Annotated in this window: 14 protein-coding genes and 1 pseudogene; 5 read left to right on the forward strand and 10 right to left on the reverse strand. The window is 68.7% G+C overall.

Translation table 11 applies throughout. The features are described 5' to 3' along the window. Window positions 1–46: 46 nt before the first annotated feature. Entirely contained in the window at window positions 47–829 is a 783-nt protein-coding gene (locus AB1I47_RS17630) for an MHYT domain-containing protein (RefSeq protein WP_354685031.1), read from the reverse strand. A 300-nt stretch (window positions 830–1,129) separates the two neighbouring features. Here AB1I47_RS17630 and AB1I47_RS17635 point away from each other — a divergent pair, with 300 nt between their 5' ends. From AB1I47_RS17635 to AB1I47_RS17645, 3 genes are all read left to right on the forward strand, one after another. Then, window positions 1,130–2,608: an MATE family efflux transporter gene (locus AB1I47_RS17635; protein ID WP_354685032.1), complete on the forward strand. Its 1,479-nt coding sequence runs from the start codon at window positions 1,130–1,132 to the stop codon at window positions 2,606–2,608. 563 nt (window positions 2,609–3,171) lie between these two features. Then, a complete protein-coding gene (locus AB1I47_RS17640) occupies window positions 3,172–3,633 on the forward strand; it encodes a tripartite tricarboxylate transporter TctB family protein (protein ID WP_354685033.1) in 462 nt (153 codons plus the stop codon). 12 nt (window positions 3,634–3,645) lie between these two features. Continuing rightward, window positions 3,646–5,148: a tripartite tricarboxylate transporter permease gene (locus AB1I47_RS17645; protein ID WP_354685034.1), complete on the forward strand. Its 1,503-nt coding sequence runs from the start codon at window positions 3,646–3,648 to the stop codon at window positions 5,146–5,148. 170 nt (window positions 5,149–5,318) lie between these two features. On the opposite strand, the gene AB1I47_RS17650 is transcribed toward AB1I47_RS17645, so the two are convergent. From AB1I47_RS17650 to AB1I47_RS17685, 8 genes and pseudogenes are all read right to left on the reverse strand, one after another. After that, window positions 5,319–6,098: a DUF4397 domain-containing protein gene (locus tag AB1I47_RS17650; RefSeq protein ID WP_354685035.1), complete on the reverse strand. Its 780-nt coding sequence runs from the start codon at window positions 6,096–6,098 to the stop codon at window positions 5,319–5,321. A 379-nt stretch (window positions 6,099–6,477) separates the two neighbouring features. Continuing rightward, window positions 6,478–7,515: a PleD family two-component system response regulator gene (locus AB1I47_RS17655; RefSeq protein ID WP_354685036.1), complete on the reverse strand. Its 1,038-nt coding sequence runs from the start codon at window positions 7,513–7,515 to the stop codon at window positions 6,478–6,480. A gap of 54 nt (window positions 7,516–7,569) precedes the next feature. Next, on the reverse strand, window positions 7,570–8,589 hold the full coding sequence (gene cheB, locus AB1I47_RS17660; RefSeq protein WP_354685037.1) for a chemotaxis response regulator protein-glutamate methylesterase: 1,020 nt from the start codon (window positions 8,587–8,589) through the stop codon (window positions 7,570–7,572). Then, window positions 8,586–10,904, reverse strand: a complete 2,319-nt coding sequence (locus AB1I47_RS17665; RefSeq protein ID WP_354685038.1) for a hybrid sensor histidine kinase/response regulator — start codon at window positions 10,902–10,904, stop codon at window positions 8,586–8,588. Before AB1I47_RS17665 ends, cheB begins: the two co-directional genes overlap by 4 nt. Then, complete coding sequence (locus AB1I47_RS17670) at window positions 10,901–11,596, reverse strand: chemotaxis protein CheW (RefSeq protein ID WP_354685039.1); 696 nt, start codon at window positions 11,594–11,596, stop codon at window positions 10,901–10,903. Before AB1I47_RS17670 ends, AB1I47_RS17665 begins: the two co-directional genes overlap by 4 nt. Further along, a complete protein-coding gene (locus AB1I47_RS17675) occupies window positions 11,589–12,896 on the reverse strand; it encodes a CheR family methyltransferase (protein WP_354685040.1) in 1,308 nt (435 codons plus the stop codon). The genes AB1I47_RS17670 and AB1I47_RS17675 overlap by 8 nt, the downstream gene beginning before the upstream one ends. After that, window positions 12,893–13,369: a chemotaxis protein CheW gene (locus AB1I47_RS17680; RefSeq protein WP_354685041.1), complete on the reverse strand. Its 477-nt coding sequence runs from the start codon at window positions 13,367–13,369 to the stop codon at window positions 12,893–12,895. The genes AB1I47_RS17675 and AB1I47_RS17680 overlap by 4 nt, the downstream gene beginning before the upstream one ends. Before the next feature lie 33 nt (window positions 13,370–13,402). Continuing rightward, window positions 13,403–15,080 (reverse strand): annotated as a pseudogene (locus AB1I47_RS17685) (methyl-accepting chemotaxis protein). A 240-nt stretch (window positions 15,081–15,320) separates the two neighbouring features. Between AB1I47_RS17685 and AB1I47_RS17690 the strand changes: the two are divergent. After that, a complete protein-coding gene (locus AB1I47_RS17690) occupies window positions 15,321–16,649 on the forward strand; it encodes a putative bifunctional diguanylate cyclase/phosphodiesterase (protein ID WP_354685051.1) in 1,329 nt (442 codons plus the stop codon). Window positions 16,650–16,973: 324 nt separating this feature from the next. Further along, window positions 16,974–19,982 carry a DUF6600 domain-containing protein gene (locus AB1I47_RS17695; RefSeq protein WP_354685042.1) on the forward strand — a complete coding sequence of 1,003 codons (3,009 nt, stop codon included), beginning with the start codon at window positions 16,974–16,976 and terminating at the stop codon, window positions 19,980–19,982. 198 nt (window positions 19,983–20,180) lie between these two features. Here AB1I47_RS17695 and AB1I47_RS17700 read toward each other — a convergent pair whose 3' ends face one another. After that, the gene (locus AB1I47_RS17700) at window positions 20,181–21,353 is read right to left on the reverse strand and encodes an ABC transporter substrate-binding protein (RefSeq protein ID WP_354685043.1); all 1,173 of its coding nucleotides are present in this window, start codon (window positions 21,351–21,353) and stop codon (window positions 20,181–20,183) included. Between the last annotated feature and the right edge of the window lie 61 nt (window positions 21,354–21,414).

The raw sequence follows: 21,414 nt of genomic DNA on the forward strand, positions 1-21,414 counted from the left end.
GATGTGCGGCAAGGTCCGCGCCGCGGCGGGCGCGTTTGTGTCCGCGTCAGGCGGTGTCGCGCGGCCGCACGGCGGCTTCGGCGCCGGCGCGGGTGGCTTCCACCACCAGGATCACCAGCAGCGTGATCAGCGTCAGGCCGAACACCGCATAGCCGATGCTGTCGCCCTCGATCGCGAACAGGCTCGGCGCGTAGGTGGGGCTGGTGCAGACCATGGTGCCCGCCGACATGCCGGTGTAGTGCATGCCGCAGACCGCCACGCCCATCACCACCGCCGCGGCAAGCTGCTTGCCGCCGGTCTTGACCGTGGTGGCCAGCCACAACGCCACCACCGACACCACCACCGCGATCACCGCGGACAGCGCGATCACGCCCAGGTCCCAGTCGAAGCGCGTATTGGAGCGGATCGCCGCCATGCCGGTGTAGTGCATCGCCACCACGCCGAGGCCGGTCAAAACTCCGCCCTTGATCACGTTGTCGGAGCGGCTGCCGCGCGGGCGCGAGGCGATTGCCAGCCCGGTCCCGGCTAGCACCATCACCACCAGCAGCGACGCCAGCGTCAGGAACAGGCCGAACTCGCGGTGCGTGGGGGTCTGGTAGGCGACCATGCCGATAAAGTGCATCGACCAGACCGCGCCGCCGCCCAGCGCCACGCTGGCGCACAGCAGCCGGTCCACGTCCAGGCGGCCATCGGGCAGCCGCACGCGCCGCGACCAGCGCAGCCCGACATAGGCGCCGCAGACCGAGATAAAAAAGGACAGGCCAACCATGGGCCAGTCATAGGCGAACGGCACCAGGGCGCCGGGAACAGGCTGAAAACCGACAAACATGACCCCACCTCCTTGTTATGACTGCGCGTTGTGATTGCGTCTGGAGGAAAGCGCGCAGGGCGCTACGGGCCGGGTGTCCTGTCCGGCAGGGCGCCTGGGGCGCGCTGTCCCCGCGCCGAGTATGCCGCGCATGGCCGCCGCGGCGGAATAACTCATTCAGGTAAAAAGCGCGCCGCGGCGCCGGCCGCGCGTGCTTGTGGCGTCCCCTGCGCAGGGATAGACTGGCCGGATTTCCCCCGATCTCCCATCCCGACACCGTTGCGGCGCGCCCTGTGCGGGCGCCCGCGGCGCGCCACGCCCATGAAGCCAGACGCCAGACTGACCACCGGCCCGATCGGCCGCACCTTGCTGCTGTTCTCGCTGCCGGTGCTCGGCAGCAATATCCTGCAGTCGCTCAACGCCTCGATCAATTCGGTCTGGGTCGGCCGCTTCCTCGGCGAGGCGGCACTGACGGCGACCTCCAACGCCAACATCATCCTGTTCTTCCTGCTGGGGGTGGTGTTCGGCATCAGCATGGCCAACACCATCATGATCGGCCAGGCGGTCGGCGCGCACGACGTCGAAGAGGCGCGCCGCGTGGTCGGCACCAGCACCACGTTCTTTGTCGCGCTGTCGGTGCTGGCAACGGTGCTCGGCTTTGTCTACACGCCCGATATCCTGGCCGCCATGCACACGCCGGAGGACGCCGCGCCGCTAGCGGTGACCTACCTGCGCATCATCTTCCTGGCGCTGCCGTTCATGTATTTCTACAACTTCGTGATGATGACGCTGCGCGGCGCCGGCGACTCGCGCACGCCGTTCTGGTTCATGCTGCTGTCGGTAGTGCTGGATGTGGTGCTCAACCCGGTACTGATCTTCGGGGTCGGGCCGATTCCGGCGCTGGGCATCGCCGGCTCGGCGCTGGCCACGCTGATCGCGCAACTGGTGAGCCTGGCGGCGATGATGCTGCTGCTGTACCGGCGCCGCCATTTCCTGCTGCTGCATCGCGCCCAACTGGCACTGCTGTGGCCCGATCCGGCGATCCTGCGTGCGCTGGTGGTGAAGGGCCTGCCGATGGGGCTGCAGATGGTGGTGATCTCGTCGTCGGCGATCGTGATGATGGCGCTGGTCAACGCCTATGGCTCCCAGACCACTGCAGCCTACGGCGTGGCCTCGCAGCTCTGGACCTATGTGCAGATGCCCGCGCTGGCCGTCGGTGCCAGCGTGTCGTCGATGGTGGCGCAGAACGTCGGCGCGGGACTGTGGCAGCGCGTGACGCGCATCACGCGCGTGGGGCTGATGTTCAATGTGGCGATGACCGGCGCGCTGGTGGGGCTGATCTACCTGTTCAACCGGCATTCGCTCGGACTCTTCCTCGGCACCGACGGCGTGGCCATTGGTATCGCGCAGCATATCAACGTGGTGGTGCTATGGTCGTTCATCCTGTTCGGCTTCACCATCGTGATCTTCGGCACGGTGCGCGCCACCGGCGCGGTGATGGCGCCGCTGGTGATCCTGTTCCTGTCGATGTGGGTGATTCGCTTGCCGTTTGCGTGGGCGCTGGGCGAGCGCATCGGTGCCGACGCGATCTGGTGGAGTTTTCCGCTGGGGTCGGTGGTGTCGCTGGTGCTGGCGCTCGGGTATTACCGGTTTGGCAACTGGCGGCGCAGCCATATCCTGCCGGCGGGTGAGGCAGGTGGGCAGGCGCCGGATACCAGCATGGGGACGCCTTGTGAGGATGCGGGGGTGGTGGCGGAGGAACCGGAAGCGCGCACGCCCGAGACGGAAGGCGTCCGGTGATGTGTCAGGTTTCGGCGCAGCAGTAGTGTTCGATCGCTGCGGGTTTGCTTCCCTCTCCCGCAAGCGGGAGAGGGAGAACGCAATCAGTGATCGAATGCGCCGAAGCAAAACGGCAGCCGAAAGAACATTTCTCACTGAAAGCCGTTCGAAAGATCCCTGTGTCATCTTGTCATCGCTGGCACTCCCTCCCAGCCCACGCGTGTCTTGTCCCCAAGGCTGTGATGACGCGTCTTTCCGGCCGCGCCTTGCATGGATGCAAGTGCGCGTGCCGTCTTGTTTTCTGCGGCATTGCTGCCGCTAGTTCCGCATCGTCTCTCCCAAGGCATTGCCGTAAAAATACATCACAACAATGATGTATCGGATCGCGCTCGCCCGCAGCATTCCCCTTGTTTTTAAGCCCCATCGGTAAATACCCCTAAACCAGGACAAATGAAAGGCGCCTGAAAGATCGCATCTCTAACGTTCGCATCAACGTCGGGAACCATGCCTCATTGCATGCGACATTGCGCCCGAGCCAGCGCGCAACCCGGCACGGCAGTTCGTGAACTTTGAGGAGAATCATTATGCGCATACGCAGCCAGAAGGACTTTGCCTCCGGCCTGATGTTCGTACTGGTCGGCCTGGGCTTTTCCTGGGTCGCACGTGGCTATTCCATGGGAACGGCCGCAAAGATGGGACCCGGTTATTTCCCCTTCCTGCTCGGACTGGTGCTCGCCGTGCTCGGCGCGGTGGTGCTGCTGTCTTCGCTGTCGTCCCAGGGCGAGGAAGACCATCTCGCGCGCTGGGACCTGAAGACGCTGTTGTGGATCCTGGGCTCGGTGGTGCTGTTCGGACTGCTGCTCAAGCCGCTGGGCATGGTGCTGTCGGTCTTCGTGCTGGTGATGGTGTCATCGATGGCCAGCCATGAGTTCAGCTGGAAGGGTTCGCTGCTCAACGCCGTGGTGCTGGTGCTGATCAGCCTGGGCGCGTTCGTCTACGGCATCAACCTGCAGATGCCGGTATGGCCTGCCTTTATCACCGGTTAAGGAGCGCCGACCATGGAATTGTTTGACCACCTTGCGCTGGGCTTCTCCACCGCGCTTTCGCTGCAGAACCTTGCCTACGCCTTCCTTGGCTGCGTGCTCGGGACGCTGATCGGCGTGCTGCCGGGCCTGGGGCCGCTGGCCACCATCGCCATGCTGCTGCCGATCACCTACACGCTGCCGCCGGTGGCAGCGCTGATCATGCTGGCCGGTATCTACTACGGCGCCCAGTACGGGGGCTCGACCACGGCCATCCTGGTGAACCTGCCGGGCGAGTCGTCGTCGGTGGTGACCACCATCGACGGCTATCAGATGGCAAGACGAGGGCGGGCAGGGGTGGCGCTGGCCACCGCGGGCCTGGGCTCGTTCTTCGCCGGCTGTGTGGCCACGCTGATCCTGGCCGCGTTCGCCACGCCGCTGTCGGAACTCGCGTTCAAGTTCGGTCCGGCCGAATACTTCTCGCTGATGGTGCTGGGCCTGATCGGCGCGGTGGTGCTGGCTTCGGGCTCGCTGCCCAAGGCGATCTCGATGATCGTGCTGGGCTTGCTGCTCGGCCTGATCGGCACCGACGTGAACTCTGGCGCCGCGCGCTTCTCGTTCGACGTGCCGGAGTTGACCGACGGCATCGACTTCGTCGCGCTGGCGATGGGCATGTTCGGCTTTGCCGAGATCATCGCCAACCTGGAGCAGAAGGAAGCGCGCGAGACCTTCACCAACCGCGTGACCAACCTGTTCCCCAGCCGGGAAGACTTCCGGCGCATGATCCCGGCCGTGTTGCGCGGCACCGCGCTGGGCTCGGCACTGGGCATCCTGCCGGGCGGCGGTGCCGCGCTGGCTTCGTTCGCGGCGTACTCGCTGGAGAAGAAGACCTCGAAGTACTCGCACGAGTTCGGCAAGGGCGCGATCGAAGGCGTGGCCGGTCCGGAATCGGCCAACAATGCCGCGGCGCAGACCTCGTTTATCCCGCTGCTGACGCTGGGCATCCCCCCCAATGCGGTGATGGCGCTGATGGTGGGGGCGATGACCATCCACAACATCCAGCCCGGCCCGCAGGTGATGTCGAGCAATCCGGCGCTGTTCTGGGGCCTGATTGCTTCGATGTGGATCGGGAACCTGATGCTGATCATCCTGAACCTGCCGATGATCGGCATCTGGGTGAAGCTGCTGACCGTGCCGTACCGCTTCCTGTACCCGGCGATCCTGGTGTTCTGCGGCATCGGCGTGTACTCGGTCAACAACCAGACCTTCGACGTGTTCATGGCCGCCGGCTTTGGCGTGATCGGCTACCTGTTCCTGAAACTCAAGTGCGAGCCAGCGCCGCTGTTGCTGGGCTTCGTGCTGGGGCCGATGATGGAAGAGAACTTCCGCCGCTCGCTGCTGCTGTCGCGTGGTGACTTCAGCGTGTTCGTGACGCGTCCGCTGTCGGTCGGCCTGCTGATCGCAGCCGCCGCGCTGGTGGCGGTGGTGGCCCTGCCGTCGATCAAGGCCAAGCGCGAAGAGGCGTTCCAGGAAGAATAACGCCGCGCACGCCGCCGGGAGCGCGCCGTCCAACGACTCAGGTAACACATCAGGCAGGGCGGCGCACACACCGCAAGCGGGCATGAAAAAAGGCCGGTCCACCGGACCGGCCCCTGCCTTGCCGCCCGCACGCATGGTGCGGACGGCATTAAACCTGCTGCTCAGCGCGCTTACTGCGTGACCAGTTCCAGGCCGGCCTGCGACTCATCGTTGCCGCGTGCCACCAGCACCTTGATCCGGTTCGGCACGGTCGCGCCGATGCCGTCCACCGGGATCGTGGTGATCAGCCAGTCGGCGTTGTTGTCGATCGTCAATGCGCCGGAGTCGAAGATCACCGTCTTGGTCCCCGCCGTAGTGATGCGCAGGCGATAGGTGCCGCCATCCAGTTCAAGCGAGTCCTGGCCGGAAGCCGGCGAGGCCTGCTTGTAGGCTACCGCGCCGAAGGTCGGCCCGACCGAGTTGATGTCGATCGCCGGCATGGTCAGGTAGATATCGACGTTCTGCGCATTGAACGAGGCATTCAGGCTGCGCACTTGCGCCTTGTGCGACAGCAGGCCCTTGCCGAACGGGTCGTCGATCGTCAGCACTTCCGCGCCGGTAGCGCCGGGCAGTGCCACCGCGGTGTACTTGTGGCCGGTGGCGGCAACGAACGAGGTGCGGCCAAGTTCCGTCTGCGTGCCTGCGACATTGAACGAGATCAGCTGGTTGCCGGTTTCGACATTGAAGTAGGTCGAGACGAATTTGTACGGCTTGTTGACGAAGCTGGTCAGCGTGCCGTTCTGCAGCACGTCGACATTCGGGCCGCCGGTCACCGCATGGATTGCCCGCACGGAAGGCTTGCTCAGCCCTACGCGATCATCGATGCCGTCATCGCCGCCGCCACAAGCCGACAGCACTGCCGTTGCGGCCAGGGCGAGGCCGAGGATAAGACTGGTCTTGGATCGGAACATGGGTCACCTCTCACCGTTGGATTCAGAGACGAGCTGGCCCATGCCCCCGCGCGGGGCGCGCCGGTCGCGTGGCCAGTTTGGTTTCTGCTTTTACAGGCGCCGCCTGTGCGCACGCCTGCCGTGATCAAACGATAGGTATCAAGTCTGTTACCAGACAGGCGCGGGGCTCCGAATTCCATGTCGGACGATTCCGACAGGACGTGATGCGTGTAGGGGCGGAGAGCCGGCGAAGCCAGTCGGCGCATAGCCGCGCGGGCGAGAGGAAGTTTGGCGACGCGGCGCCATCAGTGTGTAACCGGTTGTTGCAACGGGTGTTCTGGCTATGACTTGCTGCGCTGCCGTACGGTTCCGCAGCCTGGTTTCAAACTGCCGTTTCCATTCACGGCAACGACATCATCACCTGGTTGCGGCCATTGCGCTTGGCCTGGTAGAGGCCGGCATCCGCCGCTTCCACCAGCCGGCTGGCGGGCTGATCCGGTTGCGGCACCATCACCGCGCCGCCGATGCTGACGGTCACGCAGTCGCTGGTGGCCGAGCCGCTGTGGGCGATGCGCAGCGCCTCGACCGCGCGCCGCACCTTCTCGGCCAGCAGTCGCACGCCGCCCGGCGAGGTGGACGGCAGCACCATCGAGAACTCTTCTCCGCCAAAGCGCGCGGGCAGGTCGGTCGCGCGCGTGCAGTTGTCGCGGATGACGCTGGCGACGCGGCGCAGCACTTCATCGCCGGCGACATGGCCATAGGTGTCGTTGTACGCCTTGAAGCTGTCGACATCGATCATCAGCAGCGCCACCTGCGTCTGCTCACGCTGCGCGCGGCGCCATTCGGCACCGAGGTATTCGTCGAAGTAGCGGCGGTTGGACAGCGCGGTCAGGCCGTCGGAGTTGGTCAGCCGCTGCAGTTCCAGGTTGGTCTCGAGCAGTTGCTGCTGGCTTTGCCGCAGCGCGCGGTAGGCCTCGTCGCGCTGGAGCAGGTTCAGGTACGAGCGCGAATGGTAGCGGATGCGCGCGATCAGCTCGATGCTGTCGGGCAGCTTGACCAGGTAGTCGTTGGCGCCGGCCGAGAACGCCGCGCTCTTCATCGCCGCTTCTTCCTTGGTCGACAGCACGATGATCGGGATGTCGCGCGTGGCCGGGTTTTCGCGATAGCGCCTGACCAGCGTCAGGCCGTCCACGCCCGGCATCACCAGGTCCTGCAGGATCACCGTGGGCTTGGTGCGCTGCGCCACCGCCACCGCCTCGTCCGGCTGCGAGCAGTAGTGGAAGTCGATGTCGGACTCGGTCGACAGCGCCCGGCGCACCGCTTCGCCGACCATGGCCTGGTCGTCCACCAGCAGCACCATGGCGGGGTAGTTCTGCTTGTCGGCGGACGGCGCGTCCGGTAAGGACGGGATGGCTGGCGCGGAGGGGTCGGGTTGCATGATCAGGTCCTGGGTGTTGCGGTCCCGGTGCCGCCCGGGACATTAGAAATTCGTTCAGGGCAGCGCCATGCGGCCACAGGCCTGCAGCAGGCGTGGCGCGATACGCGCCAGCGGCAGGATCTCGGCGGCGGCGCCCATGGCCGCGGCGGCCTTGGGCATGCCGTACACGGCGCTGGTGGCGCGGTCCTGGGCGATGGTCAGGAAACCGCGCTCGCGCATGGCCTTCAGGCCCAGCGCGCCGTCGCGGCCCATGCCGGTCAGCAGCACGCCGACCACGTCGCCGCGCCAGTGCTCCACCACGCTTTCGAAAAAGACATCGATGGAAGGCCGGTACAGGTAGTCGCATGGTTGCTCGGTATAGACCATGCGCGTGGGGCCGGTCAGGCGCAGGTGGTCATTGGTGCCGGCCAGCAGCACCGTGCCGGCCTGCGGCGTGTCACCGGGGCGGGCGATGCGCACCGGCAGCGCGCACTGGCCGTCGAGCCAGTCGGCCATGCCGGCGGCAAAGGCCTCGTCGACATGCTGCACGATCACCACCGCCGCGCCAAAGTCCGCCGGCAGCGCGCCCAGCAGCGTGACCAGTGCGGCCGGGCCGCCAGCCGACGCGCCGATCGCCACCAGCCGCGGCGCCGCCACCGCGCGCGGCGCCGCCGTCAGCGTGTGCTGCGGCGCCACGCGCCCGGCCAGCAGGCGGCCGATATTGCGCAGCTTGCGCAGCAGCGGGCCGGCGGCAAGCTTGGCATCGGGCTCCGCCAGCGTGGGCGTGTCGACCGCATCGATGGCGCCGTGGCCCATCGCGTCGAACACCTGCGAGGCGTTGCGGCCCAGGTCCATGGTCACCACCACGATCGCGCAGGGCGTGGCGGCCATGATGCGGCGCGTGGCCTCGACCCCGTCCATCACCGGCATCAGCAGGTCCATCAGGATCAGGTCGGGAGTCTGGCTGGCGGCCATCTGCACCGCCTGCGCGCCGTCGCCGGCGACCCAGGCGATCTCGAACGCGGGGTCCAGCGCAAGCGCCCGGCGCAGCGCGGCCACCGCGAGCGGCGAGTCGTTGACGATGCCGATTTTCATGTCCGTGCCTCGCCGATCAGGTCCTGCACTGCGTCGAGCAGCGCGGCGTCGTGGAAACTGCCCTTGGCCAGATAATAATCAGCGCCCGCTTCCAGGCCGCGCTGGCGGTCCTGCTCGCGGTCCTTGTACGACACCACCATCACGGGCAGCCGCCGCAGCGCGGCGTCCTGCCGGATCCGGCGCACCAGCTCGATGCCGTCCATGCGCGGCATGTCGATATCGGTGATGACCAGGTCGAAGGGCTCGGCGCGCAGCACGTTCCAGCCGTCCATGCCGTCGACCGCCACCGCCACGTCGTAGCCGCGCCCGGCCAGCAGCTTGCGCTGCAGCTCGCGCACGGTGAGCGAGTCGTCCACCACTAGCACGCGCCGGGCGCGCACCTGCACGGTGGCCGCGGCGGCCTGGCGCACGCCCGTGATGCGGCCTTCGGACACCAGCTTCTCGACCGAGCGGATCACGTCCTCGACATCGAAGATCAGCACCGGGGTGCCGTCGTCGGTCAGGCTGCCGGCGGCGATGTCCTTGACCTTGCCCACCGCCGCGGGCAGCGGCTGCACTACCAGCAGCCGCTCGCCCAGCATGCGGTCGACGGCGATGCCGTAGACGCGCTCGGCCTCGCCGACGATTACCACCGGCACTTGCTCGCGCTCCAGCGCGGGCGCGGATTCGGGCCGCTGCAGCACCTGCGCGGCGCTGACCAGTCCCACGGCACGCCCTTCATGGCGGAAGTGCTGGTGGCCCTCGGTCTGTTCGATATCGCTGCGCGCGACCGCCGCCGCGCGCAGCACGCGCCCGAGCGGAAAGGCATAGGCCTCGCCCGCAACGTCCACCAGCAACGTGCGCACCACCGACAGCGTCAGCGGCAGCTCGAGCTGGAAGTGCAGGCCGCGCCCCGGCTGCTGCGTCAGCCGCAGGCTGCCGCGCACGCGCCGCACCATTTCCTGCACGGCGTCGAGGCCGACACCGCGGCCCGATACCTCCGACACGGTCTCGCGCATGCTGAAGCCGGGCAGCAGCAGGAAGTCGAGCAGCTCGGCCTGCGACAGCCGCGCCGCGGTCTCTTCGGAGGCCAGGCGCCGGCGCACGATGGCGTGCCGCAGCGCATCCATGTCGACGCCCGCGCCGTCGTCGCAGATCTCGATCACCAGCCGGCCCGCGTTGTGGCGCGCCTGCAGCGTGACGCGGCCCTCCGCCGGCTTGCCTTGCGCGACGCGCACGTCGGGCGGCTCGATGCCGTGGTCGACGGCGTTGCGCAGCAGGTGCGCCAGCGGCGCGTCCAGCGCTTCCAGGATGTCGCGGTCCACCTGCGTGCCGGCGCCTATCAGTTCCAGATGCACGTGCTTGCCGAGCGAGCGGCCCAGGTCGCGCACCATGCGCGCATAGCCGGTCAGGCCGTCCGCCAGCGGGCGCATGCGCGAAGCCAGCGCGCTGTCGTAGAGCCGCCGCGCCAGCCGCGTGGCGCGGTGATCGTACTGGTCGAACTCTTCCAGCCGCGCGCCCAGCTGGGTATGGCCCTCGTCGAGCAGCTCGCGCAATGTCGCCAGCGCCGCGCGCGCGCCACCGGCTGCGCCGGCGTTGCCGTCCAGCACCTGCTGCAGCGCTTCCTGCAGCGTATCGGCGGCATGCAGCGCGCGTGCCTGCTGGCGCCTGGCCTTCTGCAGCGACTTGGCGAAGGGGCGCAGCCAGTGCGACTCGACCATGGCCTCGCCCGACAGCGCCAGCAACTGGTCGAGGGTATCGGCGCTGACGCGCAGCATGCGTTCGTGCGCGTCGGCTGCGGCGGTAGGCGTTGGCGGCTGCGGTGGTGGCGCGGCGGGTGGGCCGGCGATGTCGAGGGCAGGCGGGCTTGGAGCCATTGCGGCGGGCACTGGTTCAGCTTCGACAGGTTCCTCCTCGAACGGCGCCGCCGTGCCGCCGTCCAGCGTGCCCAGCCGCTGCACCACCGCATCGATCTGCGCGCGGCCGGCGCCTTCGGCCCAGTCCGGGTCGCCGCCGGGCGGATGGCCGATGCGCAGCAGCAGGTCGGTGCCCTGCAGCAGCGCGTCGATATGCGCGGCGGTCAGCGGCATGCCGCCTTGCGCGGCGACCAGGCAGTCTTCCATCGCATGCGCGACGCGCACGCCGCCATCGAGCCCGACGATGCGCGCCGCGCCCTTGAGCGAATGCGCGGCACGCATGCAGGCTTCGAGATGCTCGGCCGCGGCGGGGTTGCGCTCCAGCGCCAGCAGGCCCGCGTTGAGCACGTCGGCCTGCGATTCGGCTTCGAGCGCGAACAGTTCGAGCAGCGAGGCGTCGCGCAATTGTTCGGGATTCATGCCAGGCTCCGGGTCAGCGCCTGCCGCACCAGCGCCGCGTCGAGCAGCCCCACGGTGCGGTCCTTGTCGGCGAACAGGGCCTGCGTGTAGCGTGCCGAGGCGCGCGCCAGCGTGGCGGGCAGCGGCTGCATCGCGTGCTGCGGCACGCGCGCAATGCCGGACACTTCGGCCACCGGCAGTGCGATCGCGGCGCGGCCCTGGCCGAGGATCAGGAAGCGGCTGCCATTGCCGTGGGTGTCGGCGGGCGCGGCGCCGCCGTCAAAGAGCCGCGCCAGCGACAGGCAGGCAAGCAGGTTGCCGCGCACGGCGGCCAGTCCCAGCACCGCGGCATCGCGCCGGTGCGGCAGCGAATGGACCGGGGCGGGGGCGGTGACTTCGCCCAGCGCCGCGGTGGGCAGCGCCAGCCATTCATCGCCGATGCGGAAGACCAGGCACGACTGCGCGCTGCCGCGCGCGGCGGACTCGCCGCGATCGTCTTCGGCGAGCGATGCGGCATCGGGCAGCTCTTCCAGCAGTGCATCCAGCCCTTGCGCGTCCAGCAGCGTGGCCGCGGCCTGGGCGTAGGTGGGGCAGTTGCGGCAATGCGCGTGTTCGGCCAGCGCCGGGCACGAGCCGTCGCCGCGGATGCCGATGCGGCGCCAGCAGTCGTCGACGGCGTCGGTGCGCAACAGGATGCCTTGGGGCTCAGCCATGGTGCTTGCGGGTGTGGCGCTGCGCGCGCTGACGCAGGCGCATGGCGCCGTCGTGGTCGCCTTCGGTGTCGAGCAGCGCGGCCAGGTGGTACAGGCTTTCCTGGTGCGCCGGGTCCAGGTACAGCGCCTTGCGGTAGGCGGCGTGCGCCTGCGCGTTGCGGCCGGCGGCGTCATGCAGCACGCCGAGCATGCAAAACGCGTCGGCGTCGGCCTCGGCATCCGCGCCGGCGCCTTCGATCAGCTTCAGGCACGCCGCGGTGGCGGCTTCCAGCTCGCCGCGATCGGCCATGCCGGCGATGCGGGCCAGCGCGGCGGCGCGGTCGTTGCCGGTTGCCGTGGCCGTTGCCGCGGGCGCAGCCGCAGCCGGTGCCGGCCGCACCGGGACCGGCGCGCGCGGCAATCTTGGCGGCGCTGACATCCGCTGCGGCGGCTTGGGGTGCGAAGAGGCGGGAGAGGGCGCCGCTACCGCTGTTGCCGCGGTTGCCGCCATTGCCGCGGCGCGTGCCGGATCGGGTTTGCGGAAGGCGAAGGTCAGCGGCACGCCCACCGATTCCAGCCCCTGAGAGGTCAACAGGCTGGCCTCGGCCGGCCCGACAAACAGCAGGCCGTCCGCCATGGTCAGCCGCGTCAGCGTCTGCACCGCGCGCCGCTGCCCTGCGGCATCGAAGTAGATCAGCAGGTTGCGGCAGAACACGAAGTCATAGGGCGGCTCGCCCGCCAGCAAGCCGGGATCGACCAGGTTGCCCTGCAGCAGCCGCACCTGCGCGCGCACGCGCGGATCCAGCGTATAGCCGGTGGCGGTGGCGGTGAAATAGCGGTCGCGGAAATCCAGCGGCGCGCTGCGGAAGGCGTTGGCCCCGTATTCGCCCTGGCGCGCGCGGGCCAGCGCGCGGGCGCTGATGTCGACCGCGTCGATGCGAAAACGCCCCGGCGGCACGCCGGCATCGAGCATCGCCATCGCGATCGAGTAAGGTTCTTCGCCGGTGGAGCAGGGCAGGCTCAGCACGCGCAGCGTGCGCGCGGGATCGGCAAAGGCGCGCTCGGCGGCAAAGCGGCCCAGCGCCAGCAGTGCTTCGCGATGGCGGAAGAACCAGGTCTCCGGCACCACTACGGCTTCGATCAGCGCCTGCATTTCGTCGGCGGTGCCGTGCAATAGCTTCCAGTACGCCTGGGTGTCGGGCGCCTGCAGCGCCTGGCTGCGCTCGCGCACGGCGCGCTCCACGGCGCCGGCGCCGATGGAGCCGGCGTCCAGGCCGATACGTGCCTTGAGCAGGGCCTCGATGTGCTCGGCAGTGCTCATGATGCAGCCTCCTGCGGCGACCCGGCGAACAGCATCGCGTGGATGTCGTCTGGCAGCAGGGCGTTGACGCGCACCCACTGCACCAGCCCGCGCGCGTCATGGCGCACCGGCCCCAGGTAGCGCGGGCTGGCGCCGGCGATGCCGCCGTCGACAAAGGACTCTTCCGGACAGCGCAGCGTCTGCGTGGCCGATTCCAGCCGCAGGCCCAGCAGCCGGGCGGGATCGCCAGGCTCGCGGCGGTAGTGGACCAGCACCGTGCGCGTGCTGGTGCGCAGCGCCGCCGGCACGCCGGTGGCCAGCGCGGCCAGGTCGAGCACCGGCACCGGCTGGCCGCGCCGCTCCATCATGCCCGCCACCCATGCCGGGGCGCCGGGGACCTGCTTCAGGCGCACCAGCGGCAGCACCTCGGCGATCTCGGCGGTATCGATCGCATAGTGGTCCTGGCCGAGGCGGAACAGCAGGAACAGTTTCATGGCGGCGGCGCGCGGTGCGCTGTGAGGGCCGGCCTAGACCTTGAAGCGCGATACGCCGCTGCGCAGGTCGTTGGCCACCAGCGTCAGTTCGTCGATGGCCTGGCTCGACTGCCGCAGTGAATCCACGGTCTGCTGCGCGGCCTCGGACAACTGCATCAGCGCCTGGTTGATCTGCTCGGCACCGCCGGCCTGGGCCTGCATGCCTTCGCTGACCATCTGCACGCGCGGCGCCAGCGACTGCACCTGCGCGATGATCTGCGAGAGCTGGTCACCCACCTGGGTGACATCCGCCATGCCGCGGCGCACTTCCTCGGAGAACTTGTCCATGCCCATCACGCCGGCCGACACCGCCGACTGGATCTCGCGCACCATCTGCTCGATGTCGTAGGTGGCCACCGCGGTCTGGTCGGCCAGCCGCCGGATCTCGGTAGCCACCACCGAGAAGCCGCGGCCGTACTCGCCGGCCTTCTCCGCCTCGATCGCCGCGTTCAGCGACAGCAGGTTGGTCTGGTCGGCCACCTTGGCGATGGTGGTCACCACCTGGTTGATATTTCCGGCCTTTTCGTTGAGCGTGGTGAGTTTGGCGTTGACCGAGCCGGCTGCGTCCATCACATGCTGCATGGTGCCTTCCATCCGCGACAGGCCAACCTGGCCGGTGCCGGCCAGTCCCGCAGTCTGCTCGGCGGCGCTGGAGACTTCATGGATGGTGCGCACCAGGTCGCGCGCGGTGGCCGAGATCTCGCGCGAGGTAGCGCCGATTTCCGTGGTGGTGGCGGCGGTCTCGGTGGCGGTGGCCTGCTGCTGGCGCGCGGTCGCGGCGATCTCGTTGACCGAGGTGGTGACCTGGATCGCCGTGCGCTGCGCCTGCCCCACCAGCGAAGTCAGCTCGCCGGTCATCTGGTTGAAGCCTTCCTCGACCTCGCCGAATTCATCCTTGCGCTGCAACGCCATCCGCAGCCGCAAGTCGCCGGCGCGGATGCCGGACAGCAGGCTGACGATCGACTGCATCGGCACGGTGATCGCGCGCAGCAGCAGGTAGCCGGCCACCACCGCGACCAATACTGCCGCGATCAGCGCCACTTCGATGCCGATCTTGGCGGCTTCGACGGCCTTCTCCATGGCACGCGTTGAGCGCGTACTGATGACGGTGTTGTCCTCCACCACCTGTTGCGCGGCATTGCGCGCGGCGAGCCAGCGCTTGTGGATGTCGCCGCGCAACGCCGCCGCGGCCGTGGCCGTGGTCATGCATCGGGGCGGCCCAGGGCCTGGACGGCCTGTTCGTATTGCACGCGCGCATCGCGATATGCCTTGAAGCCGGCACGGTCCTCCTCGCGCAGGATCGTGGTCTCGTATTGCTGTTCCAGCTTGTCCAGCCGGCTCGCGGCGTCCTGGCTCTGCTGCTGGAAATCCCGCCGTTCCGCATCGGAATCGGCGGTGGCGGTCTCCCAGGCCAGCACGTAGCGCTCGCCCCAGATGCTGCGGATGCCGCTGCTGTAGGTCAGCCCGGGCAACGCGTCCGTCATCAACACCTCGGTGCCGCGTTCAATCGCACTCAGGCGGGTATAGGCGACAACGCCCATCACGGCCATGACCAGCAGGATCAGCGTGAAGCTTGCCAGGATGCGCGTGCGGATGGTCCAGTTGTTCACGGTGAAGTCCCCCGGTGGTGTTCTTGTTCAGGAGCGGCCGTTGTTTGCCCGCATCGCCGCATCGCCGCATCGCCCGCATGGGCTGCCGCCGGGAAGGCAAAACCCGGGGGCGGCTTGATGCGCGGTAGGGTACTGCAAGCCGGGAGCCGATTCAACGACGGCGCCGTTCGGGGACGCCCGGCGTTGTGCCGCCGCATTGCCGTTCGCGTATCAATCGGAACTGCTTGATTTTTTCCAAGTTTTCGTCACACTTGCTAAATTGCGAACGGGTACCAATGTCGACAATTACAGATGGGGCAGGGATGGTGGCCAAGTCGGGGGCGAAGGCGACTGGCGCCTCGCCAGGCTCGGATCTCGATCCGCTGACCGGCGTTGACAATCGCCTGGGATTTTTGAAGCGACTGGAGGCGCGCCTGCACAGCGAGGCGGTGCCGCGCTGCGCATTGCTGCTCATCGGCATCGACGACTTCCGCGCGTTCAACGACATGCACGGCCATGCCGAGGGTGACGCCATCCTGCAGCGGGTGGCCCGGCGCCTGCGCGACGCCTCGCCCCGCGACGCCGTCATCGGCCGCATTGGCAGCGACGAGTTCGGCGTGCTGCTCCCTTCCATTTCCGATCCGACGCTGGTGCGCCATGTCGGCGCCGCGATCCTGTCGATGCTGTCGTCCCCGCATGAGCATGCCGGACGGTGCCACCATGTGCTGGCCAGCATCGGCGCCTGCGTGGCCCCCGCCGCTGGCAACCTGCCGTCGGACATACTTGCCGCGGCCAGCCTGGCGCTGGCGCGCGCCAAGCACGATGGCGGCCGCACCATCCGCTTCTTCAAGCCGCAGATGCGCTCGGACGTGAGCACGCGCCTGTCGTTGGTGCAGGCCTTGCACGAAGCCTATGCGCAGCGGCAATTCGAGTTGCTGTACCAGCCCCAGGTAGACCTGCGCGACGGCCGCATCCGCGGCGCCGAGGCCCTGATGCGCTGGCGCCATCCGACGCGCGGGCTGCTGACGCCTGCCGCTTTTATCGATGCGCTGGCCGCCAGCAGCATCGCCAGCGATGTCGGCATGTGGCTGCTGCAGACTGCGTGCGCGCAGGCGCGCGCGTGGTCGCTGGCGTTTCCCCAGGCGCCGCGCGTGGCCATCAACCTGTTTGCCGCGCAGCTCTCCGAGAGCCGGTTGCTGACCGAGGTGCGCCACGTGCTGCGCGCACTCGAGCTGGCGCCGGATTGCCTTGAGATCGAGATCACCGAGACCATCGCGCTGCAGCAGGGCGACGAGGTCGCTGACCAGCTGCAGGCGCTGCGCCGGGACGGCGTGACGCTGACCTGCGACGACTTCGGTACGGGCTACGCCTCGCTGAGCTTCCTGAAGTCGTTCCCGGTGGACCGGCTCAAGATCGACCAGTCCTTTATCCGCAACGTGACCGAAGACCCGGTCGATGCCGCCATCGTGCGCTCGGTGATCAGCGTGGGCGCGAGCCTGCACATCGGCGTGGTGGCCGAGGGCGTGGAAACGCCGGGGCAGCGCGAGTTCCTGCTGGCCAACGACTGCCATGAGGCGCAAGGCTACCTGTACGGCCGCCCGATGCCGGCCGAGCAACTGACCGAGCGGCTGCTCGCGCAGTCGCGCGGCTGACCGGCATCACGGCCTCCCCGGCCTGCCAGGCATCCACGCCAGGCCTCGGGAAAACCCTTGCTTGGCGGCTGGCGCGAACAGAGTTGTTTCCACCTTTGACGGCCGCTGCGACCGGCCACACCAGCCTCTGACCGGCCGGCGGCCCGCAGCCTGCCCGCAGCCGGCACGCGCTGCACACGGGACCGCCGCAGGGCGAAATACAACCTTACAAAGTCCGCGGGGCGGCTTGCGCCGTCGTGCCCGCTGCCATGTATGGTGACAATAGGGTGACGGCCGCCGCTGGCGGGCGCGCCCTGAAGCGTTCTGTCCCGATCCCTGACATCCATGTTCGACTCGTTCCGCGCATTTCTTCGTGCCCAGGCTGACCCCCGCAACGCCACGCGCACCCGGCTGGCCCTGACCGCACTGGCCGCGGCAGCCGGCCTGGCGGTGGCGGCTGCTGCACTGGCCCAGGTGCCAGGCCCCGTGCCTGGCCAGGCTTATCTCGATGCGCCGGTGGCCGACCCCGGGGTACAGCAGCTCGACCCGTCGTCGCGCATCGCCACGCTGACCGCGGTCGACGGCAACCTGAGCTTCGCGCCCGCGGGCTCGGACGACTGGGCCGCCGCCGCGCTGAACCGGCCCTTCACCACCGGCGACCGGCTGTGGCTGGACGCCGGCGGCCGCGCCGAACTGCACGCGGGCACGGTCGCGATCCGGATGGGCGGCGCCACCGCGGCCAGCATCCTGAACCTGGACGACAGCACCACGCAGGTCAAGCTGACGCAGGGCACGCTGCAGCTGCGCGTGCGCGCGCTGCCGCAGGACCAGACCGTGGAAGTGGACACCCCCAACCTGGCCTTCGTGCCGCGCGAGCCGGGCGACTACCGGCTCGACGTGGCCCCCGACGGCAGCACCACCACCGTGACCATGCGCCATGGCAGCGCGGTGGTCTATGGCGACAGCCGCTCGATCGAGCTGCAGCGCGGCGACCGCATGCGCTTTGCCGGCACCGACCTGGCCGATGCGGGCGGCGGCGGTGCGCCCGAAGACGCGTTCGACCGCTGGACCGCCGCGCGCGATGCGCGCGAAGACGCCTCGCTGTCGGCACGCTACGTGCCGCGCGAAATGCCGGGCTATGCCGCGCTGGACGGCTATGGCGACTGGCAGGAAGACCCCGCTTACGGCGCGGTCTGGTTCCCGCGCGTGGTCAGCGCCGGCTGGGCACCGTACAGCGTCGGGCACTGGGCCTGGATCGCCCCATGGGGCTGGACCTGGATCGACGATGCGCCGTGGGGCTTCGCGCCTTCGCATTACGGCCGCTGGGCCTATGTGGGCAGGCGCTGGGGCTGGGTGCCGGGACCGCGCGTGCGGCCCTGCTACGCGCCCGCCGTGGTGGCCTTTGTCGGCGGCGGTGGACCGAACTGGAGCGTGCGTGTTGGCAGCGGGCCAGGCGTGGCCTGGTATCCGCTGGGACCGCACGACGCGTATCGCCCGGCGTATCGGGCCAGCCCGACCTACGTCGCCCGGATCAACCGCGTCACCGTCAACAACATCGTGATCGGCGACCGCCGCCCTGGTCCGTACGTCAATCGCAGTGTGCCGGGCGCGATCACCGGCATGCCGGCGCGCAATTTCGTCGAGGGGCGGCCGGTGCGCGGCATGCACCGCGAGGAATGGCGCAACCTGCCGGCCGGCGAGGCGCGCGGTGCGCCGGCGGTGGCGCCGGTCAAGAGCAGCCTGCTGGGTGCGGCGCCGGCACGGCCACTGCCGCCGCAGATCCGGCATGGCTTCGAGCGCCAGGCCATCGCCGCCCGGCCGCCGGGACGGCCCGCCACCGAAGACCTGGCGCGGCGCTTCGCGCGTGAAGGCGGGGTGGTGCCGGGCGCGGGGCCGGTCTGGCGCGGAGAGCGCGTCGATCGTGGCGATCGTGGCGATCGTGGGGATCGTCAGCGGCAAGGGCGTGCCGACGCGCGGCCAAGGACCGATGTGCGTCAGGATGTGCGCCCCGACGTCCGGATCAGCCAGGCCGCCATTGCCGCACGCGAGCCCGGCAATGCCAGCGCGCCGGGCGAGCCGCCGCGCGGCAATGGCCGCGGCTTCAGCAACCGCCCGGACGATGCGCGCGGCTTCGCCGGCCAGCCGGGCGGGCCCGCCGACGCGCAACGGCAGGCCATGCAGCGCGAACAGCAGCAGGCACTGCAGCGCCAGCAGATGGAACAGCAGCGCGCGCTGCGCGAGCAGCAGCGGCAGCTGCCGGAGATGCAGCGGCAACAGCAGGAAGCCTTGCAGCGGCAGCAGCGCCAGCAACAGGAAGCGATGGACCGGCGCCAGCAGGAACAGCAACGCCAGTGGGAGGGCCAGGCGCGCGAACAGCAGCAGGCGCGCGAACTGCAGCGTCAGCAGCAGGAAGCGATGGACCGGCGCCAGCAGGAACAGCAACGCGCGCAGCAACTGCAGCAGCGGCAGTGGGCGGACGGGCAGGAGCGTCCCGATCCGGCGCGGCAGTCGCAAGAGATGCAGCGCCAGCGGTTCGAGCAGCAGCGCCAGATGCAGGAGGCTGAGCAACAGCGCCAGCAACAGCGGCAGATGCAGGGGGCAGAGCAACAGCGCCAGCAACAGCTGTCCGAGCAGGCGCGGCAAAGCCAGGAGATGCAGCGCCAGCGGTTCGAGCAGCAGCGCCAGGCGCAGGAGGCTGAGCAGGAGCGCCAGCAGCGTCAAATGCAGCAGGGAGAGCAACAGCGCCAGCAACAGCTGCAAATGCAGGAAGCGCGGCAGCGCCAGGCGCAGCAGGCTGAGGCCATGCAGCGGCAGCAGATGGAGCAGCAGCGGCAGTCCGAGGCGCAGCAGCGGCAGGCCGCCGAGCAGCGCCAGCAGATCGAGCGCCAGCGCCAGATGTCCGAGCAGGCGCGGCAAAGCCAGGAGATACAGCGCCAGCGCTTCGAGCAGCAGCGGCAGATGCAGGAAGCCCAGCAGCGCCAGGCCCAGCAGGCCCAGGCACAGGCACAAGCCCAGGCCGCGCAGCGCCAGCAGATGGAGCAGCAGCGCCAGCAGATGGAGCAGCAGCGCCAGCAGATGGAGCAACAGCGGCAGATGCAGGAGCAGCAGCGCCAGCAGGCCATGCAGCGCCAGCAGGCCGAACAGCAGCGCCAGATGCATGAGCAGCAGCAGCGCGCCGCGCAGGCACAGCAGCAGCGCGCAATGCAGGAGCAGCAGCGCCACCAGCATGAGCAGCAGCGGCAGATGCAGGAACGCCAGGAACGCCAGCGGCAGCAGGCGGAACAGCAGCGCCAGCAGATGGAGCAGCAGCGGCAACAACAGCAACAACAACAGCAACAACGCGCGCAGCACTAGCGCGGGCAGATGGAGGCGCGCAATAGGCGGGACGGCGATCTCCGCCAGTAGCGTAGCGCGCTCGGGCTGCACAACAACAAAAATCAACCCCGGCAAGCCTTGCGGCATGCCGGGGTTTGTTTTTGCCGGTGCCGCGCGAGGGCGGCAACCCGGCCGTGCTTATGGCGCCAGCTTGTTTCGCCAGCTTGTTTCGCCAGCTTATTTCGCCAGTTCAGACAGCCGCACCTGCGCGATCTTGCCGTTCTGCACCCAGCCCACCACGGTATCGGCCATCGACCCGCCCTTGGCATCGATGCCGTCGACTTCATTCGGGTTGACCTCCTTTGCCAGCCCCTTGACCGCATCCGGCATCTTCGCGCGGATCGCGGCGGCATCGCTGGTGGTGCCGGCCAGCTTCATCGCGCCGGCCAGCGCATACACCATGGTGTAGTTCAACGACATCTCCGTGGTGGCATCGCGCCCGTCATGCAGCTTCTTGTACTTCGCGTTGAAGTTCTGCGCCGCGGGGCGGCTGTCGTTGACCAGCGGCAGCACGCCGATCGAGCCTTCCAGCATCGACAGCCCGTTGGTGACGCGGGCCATCTCGTCCATCTTGGCCTGGTCCATCACGATAAAGCCGCCCTTGAAGCCCAGCTCGCGCGCCTGCTTGACCACCAGCGCGGTCGGCTCGGACGGGCCGCCCACGAACATCACGTCCGGCTTCTCGCTGATCGCGCGCGACACGCCGCTGTAGAAGTCGGTCGCCTTGGTGTACGACATCGGGTTGTTGGCCACCACCTTGCCGCCCGCGGATTCCCATGCCGGCACGAAGGCCTGCACCCACGCCTTGGCGTAGTCATGGTCGGCCGGGGCGAGCGCCACGTTCTTGCCGTAGCGCTTCATCTGCGCCTTGATAAAGGGCTCGATATAGCCGGTATAGGCCGGCGGGATGCGGATGGTCAGCTTGTTGCCGGCGTCGGTGATGCGCGGCACGCTGGAGTAGGCCATCACCAGGAATTTCTCCTGCTCATTGAAGGCCTGCAGCGCGAAGATGCCGCCCGAATGCGGCACGAAGATCGCCGTGGTCTTGTGCTGCTGCACCAGGCGGCGGCCATTGATGGCGGCTTCGGCGGGAGAGTATTTGTCGTCCAGCGCCACCACCTCCAGCTTGACCTTCTTGCCCTTGACTTCCAGTCCGGCGGCGTTGATCTCGTTCACGGCCATCTGCACCCCCGACAGCACGTTCTTGCCATACAGCGCGGCGCCGCCCGACAGCGGGCCGGTGTAGCCGATCTTGACCACTTCCTGCGCGAGCGCGACGCCCGAGGCCAGCATGGCGGCCACGGCGGTGGCGGCCAGCGGGAAGATACGGCGCATGAGGTTGTGTTGCATTGTCTTGTCTCCTGAAAGTACTGCGCTTGTTATGTCTGCTATGTCTGATCCACCGCTTGTT

This window comes from Cupriavidus necator (genome assembly GCF_040578825.1).
GTDB classification, from domain to species: Bacteria; Pseudomonadota; Gammaproteobacteria; order Burkholderiales; family Burkholderiaceae; genus Cupriavidus; species Cupriavidus necator_E.

What these genes read in the sequence shown, in the direction of transcription:
- AB1I47_RS17645 (WP_354685034.1), top strand. Translation starts at nt 3,646, where the DNA reads ATGGAATTGTTTGACCACCTTGCGCTGGGCTTCTCCACCGCGCTTTCG.
- AB1I47_RS17635 (WP_354685032.1), top strand. Translation starts at nt 1,130, where the DNA reads ATGAAGCCAGACGCCAGACTGACCACCGGCCCGATCGGCCGCACCTTG.
- AB1I47_RS17655 (WP_354685036.1), bottom strand. Translation starts at nt 7,515, where the DNA reads ATGCAACCCGACCCCTCCGCGCCAGCCATCCCGTCCTTACCGGACGCG.
- AB1I47_RS17695 (WP_354685042.1), top strand. Translation starts at nt 16,974, where the DNA reads ATGTTCGACTCGTTCCGCGCATTTCTTCGTGCCCAGGCTGACCCCCGC.
- cheB (WP_354685037.1), bottom strand. Translation starts at nt 8,589, where the DNA reads ATGAAAATCGGCATCGTCAACGACTCGCCGCTCGCGGTGGCCGCGCTG.
- AB1I47_RS17675 (WP_354685040.1), bottom strand. Translation starts at nt 12,896, where the DNA reads ATGAGCACTGCCGAGCACATCGAGGCCCTGCTCAAGGCACGTATCGGC.
- AB1I47_RS17700 (WP_354685043.1), bottom strand. Translation starts at nt 21,353, where the DNA reads ATGCAACACAACCTCATGCGCCGTATCTTCCCGCTGGCCGCCACCGCC.
- AB1I47_RS17680 (WP_354685041.1), bottom strand. Translation starts at nt 13,369, where the DNA reads ATGAAACTGTTCCTGCTGTTCCGCCTCGGCCAGGACCACTATGCGATC.
- AB1I47_RS17640 (WP_354685033.1), top strand. Translation starts at nt 3,172, where the DNA reads ATGCGCATACGCAGCCAGAAGGACTTTGCCTCCGGCCTGATGTTCGTA.
- AB1I47_RS17630 (WP_354685031.1), bottom strand. Translation starts at nt 829, where the DNA reads ATGTTTGTCGGTTTTCAGCCTGTTCCCGGCGCCCTGGTGCCGTTCGCC.
- AB1I47_RS17670 (WP_354685039.1), bottom strand. Translation starts at nt 11,596, where the DNA reads ATGGCTGAGCCCCAAGGCATCCTGTTGCGCACCGACGCCGTCGACGAC.
- AB1I47_RS17650 (WP_354685035.1), bottom strand. Translation starts at nt 6,098, where the DNA reads ATGTTCCGATCCAAGACCAGTCTTATCCTCGGCCTCGCCCTGGCCGCA.
- AB1I47_RS17665 (WP_354685038.1), bottom strand. Translation starts at nt 10,904, where the DNA reads ATGAATCCCGAACAATTGCGCGACGCCTCGCTGCTCGAACTGTTCGCG.
- AB1I47_RS17690 (WP_354685051.1), top strand. Translation starts at nt 15,321, where the DNA reads ATGGTGGCCAAGTCGGGGGCGAAGGCGACTGGCGCCTCGCCAGGCTCG.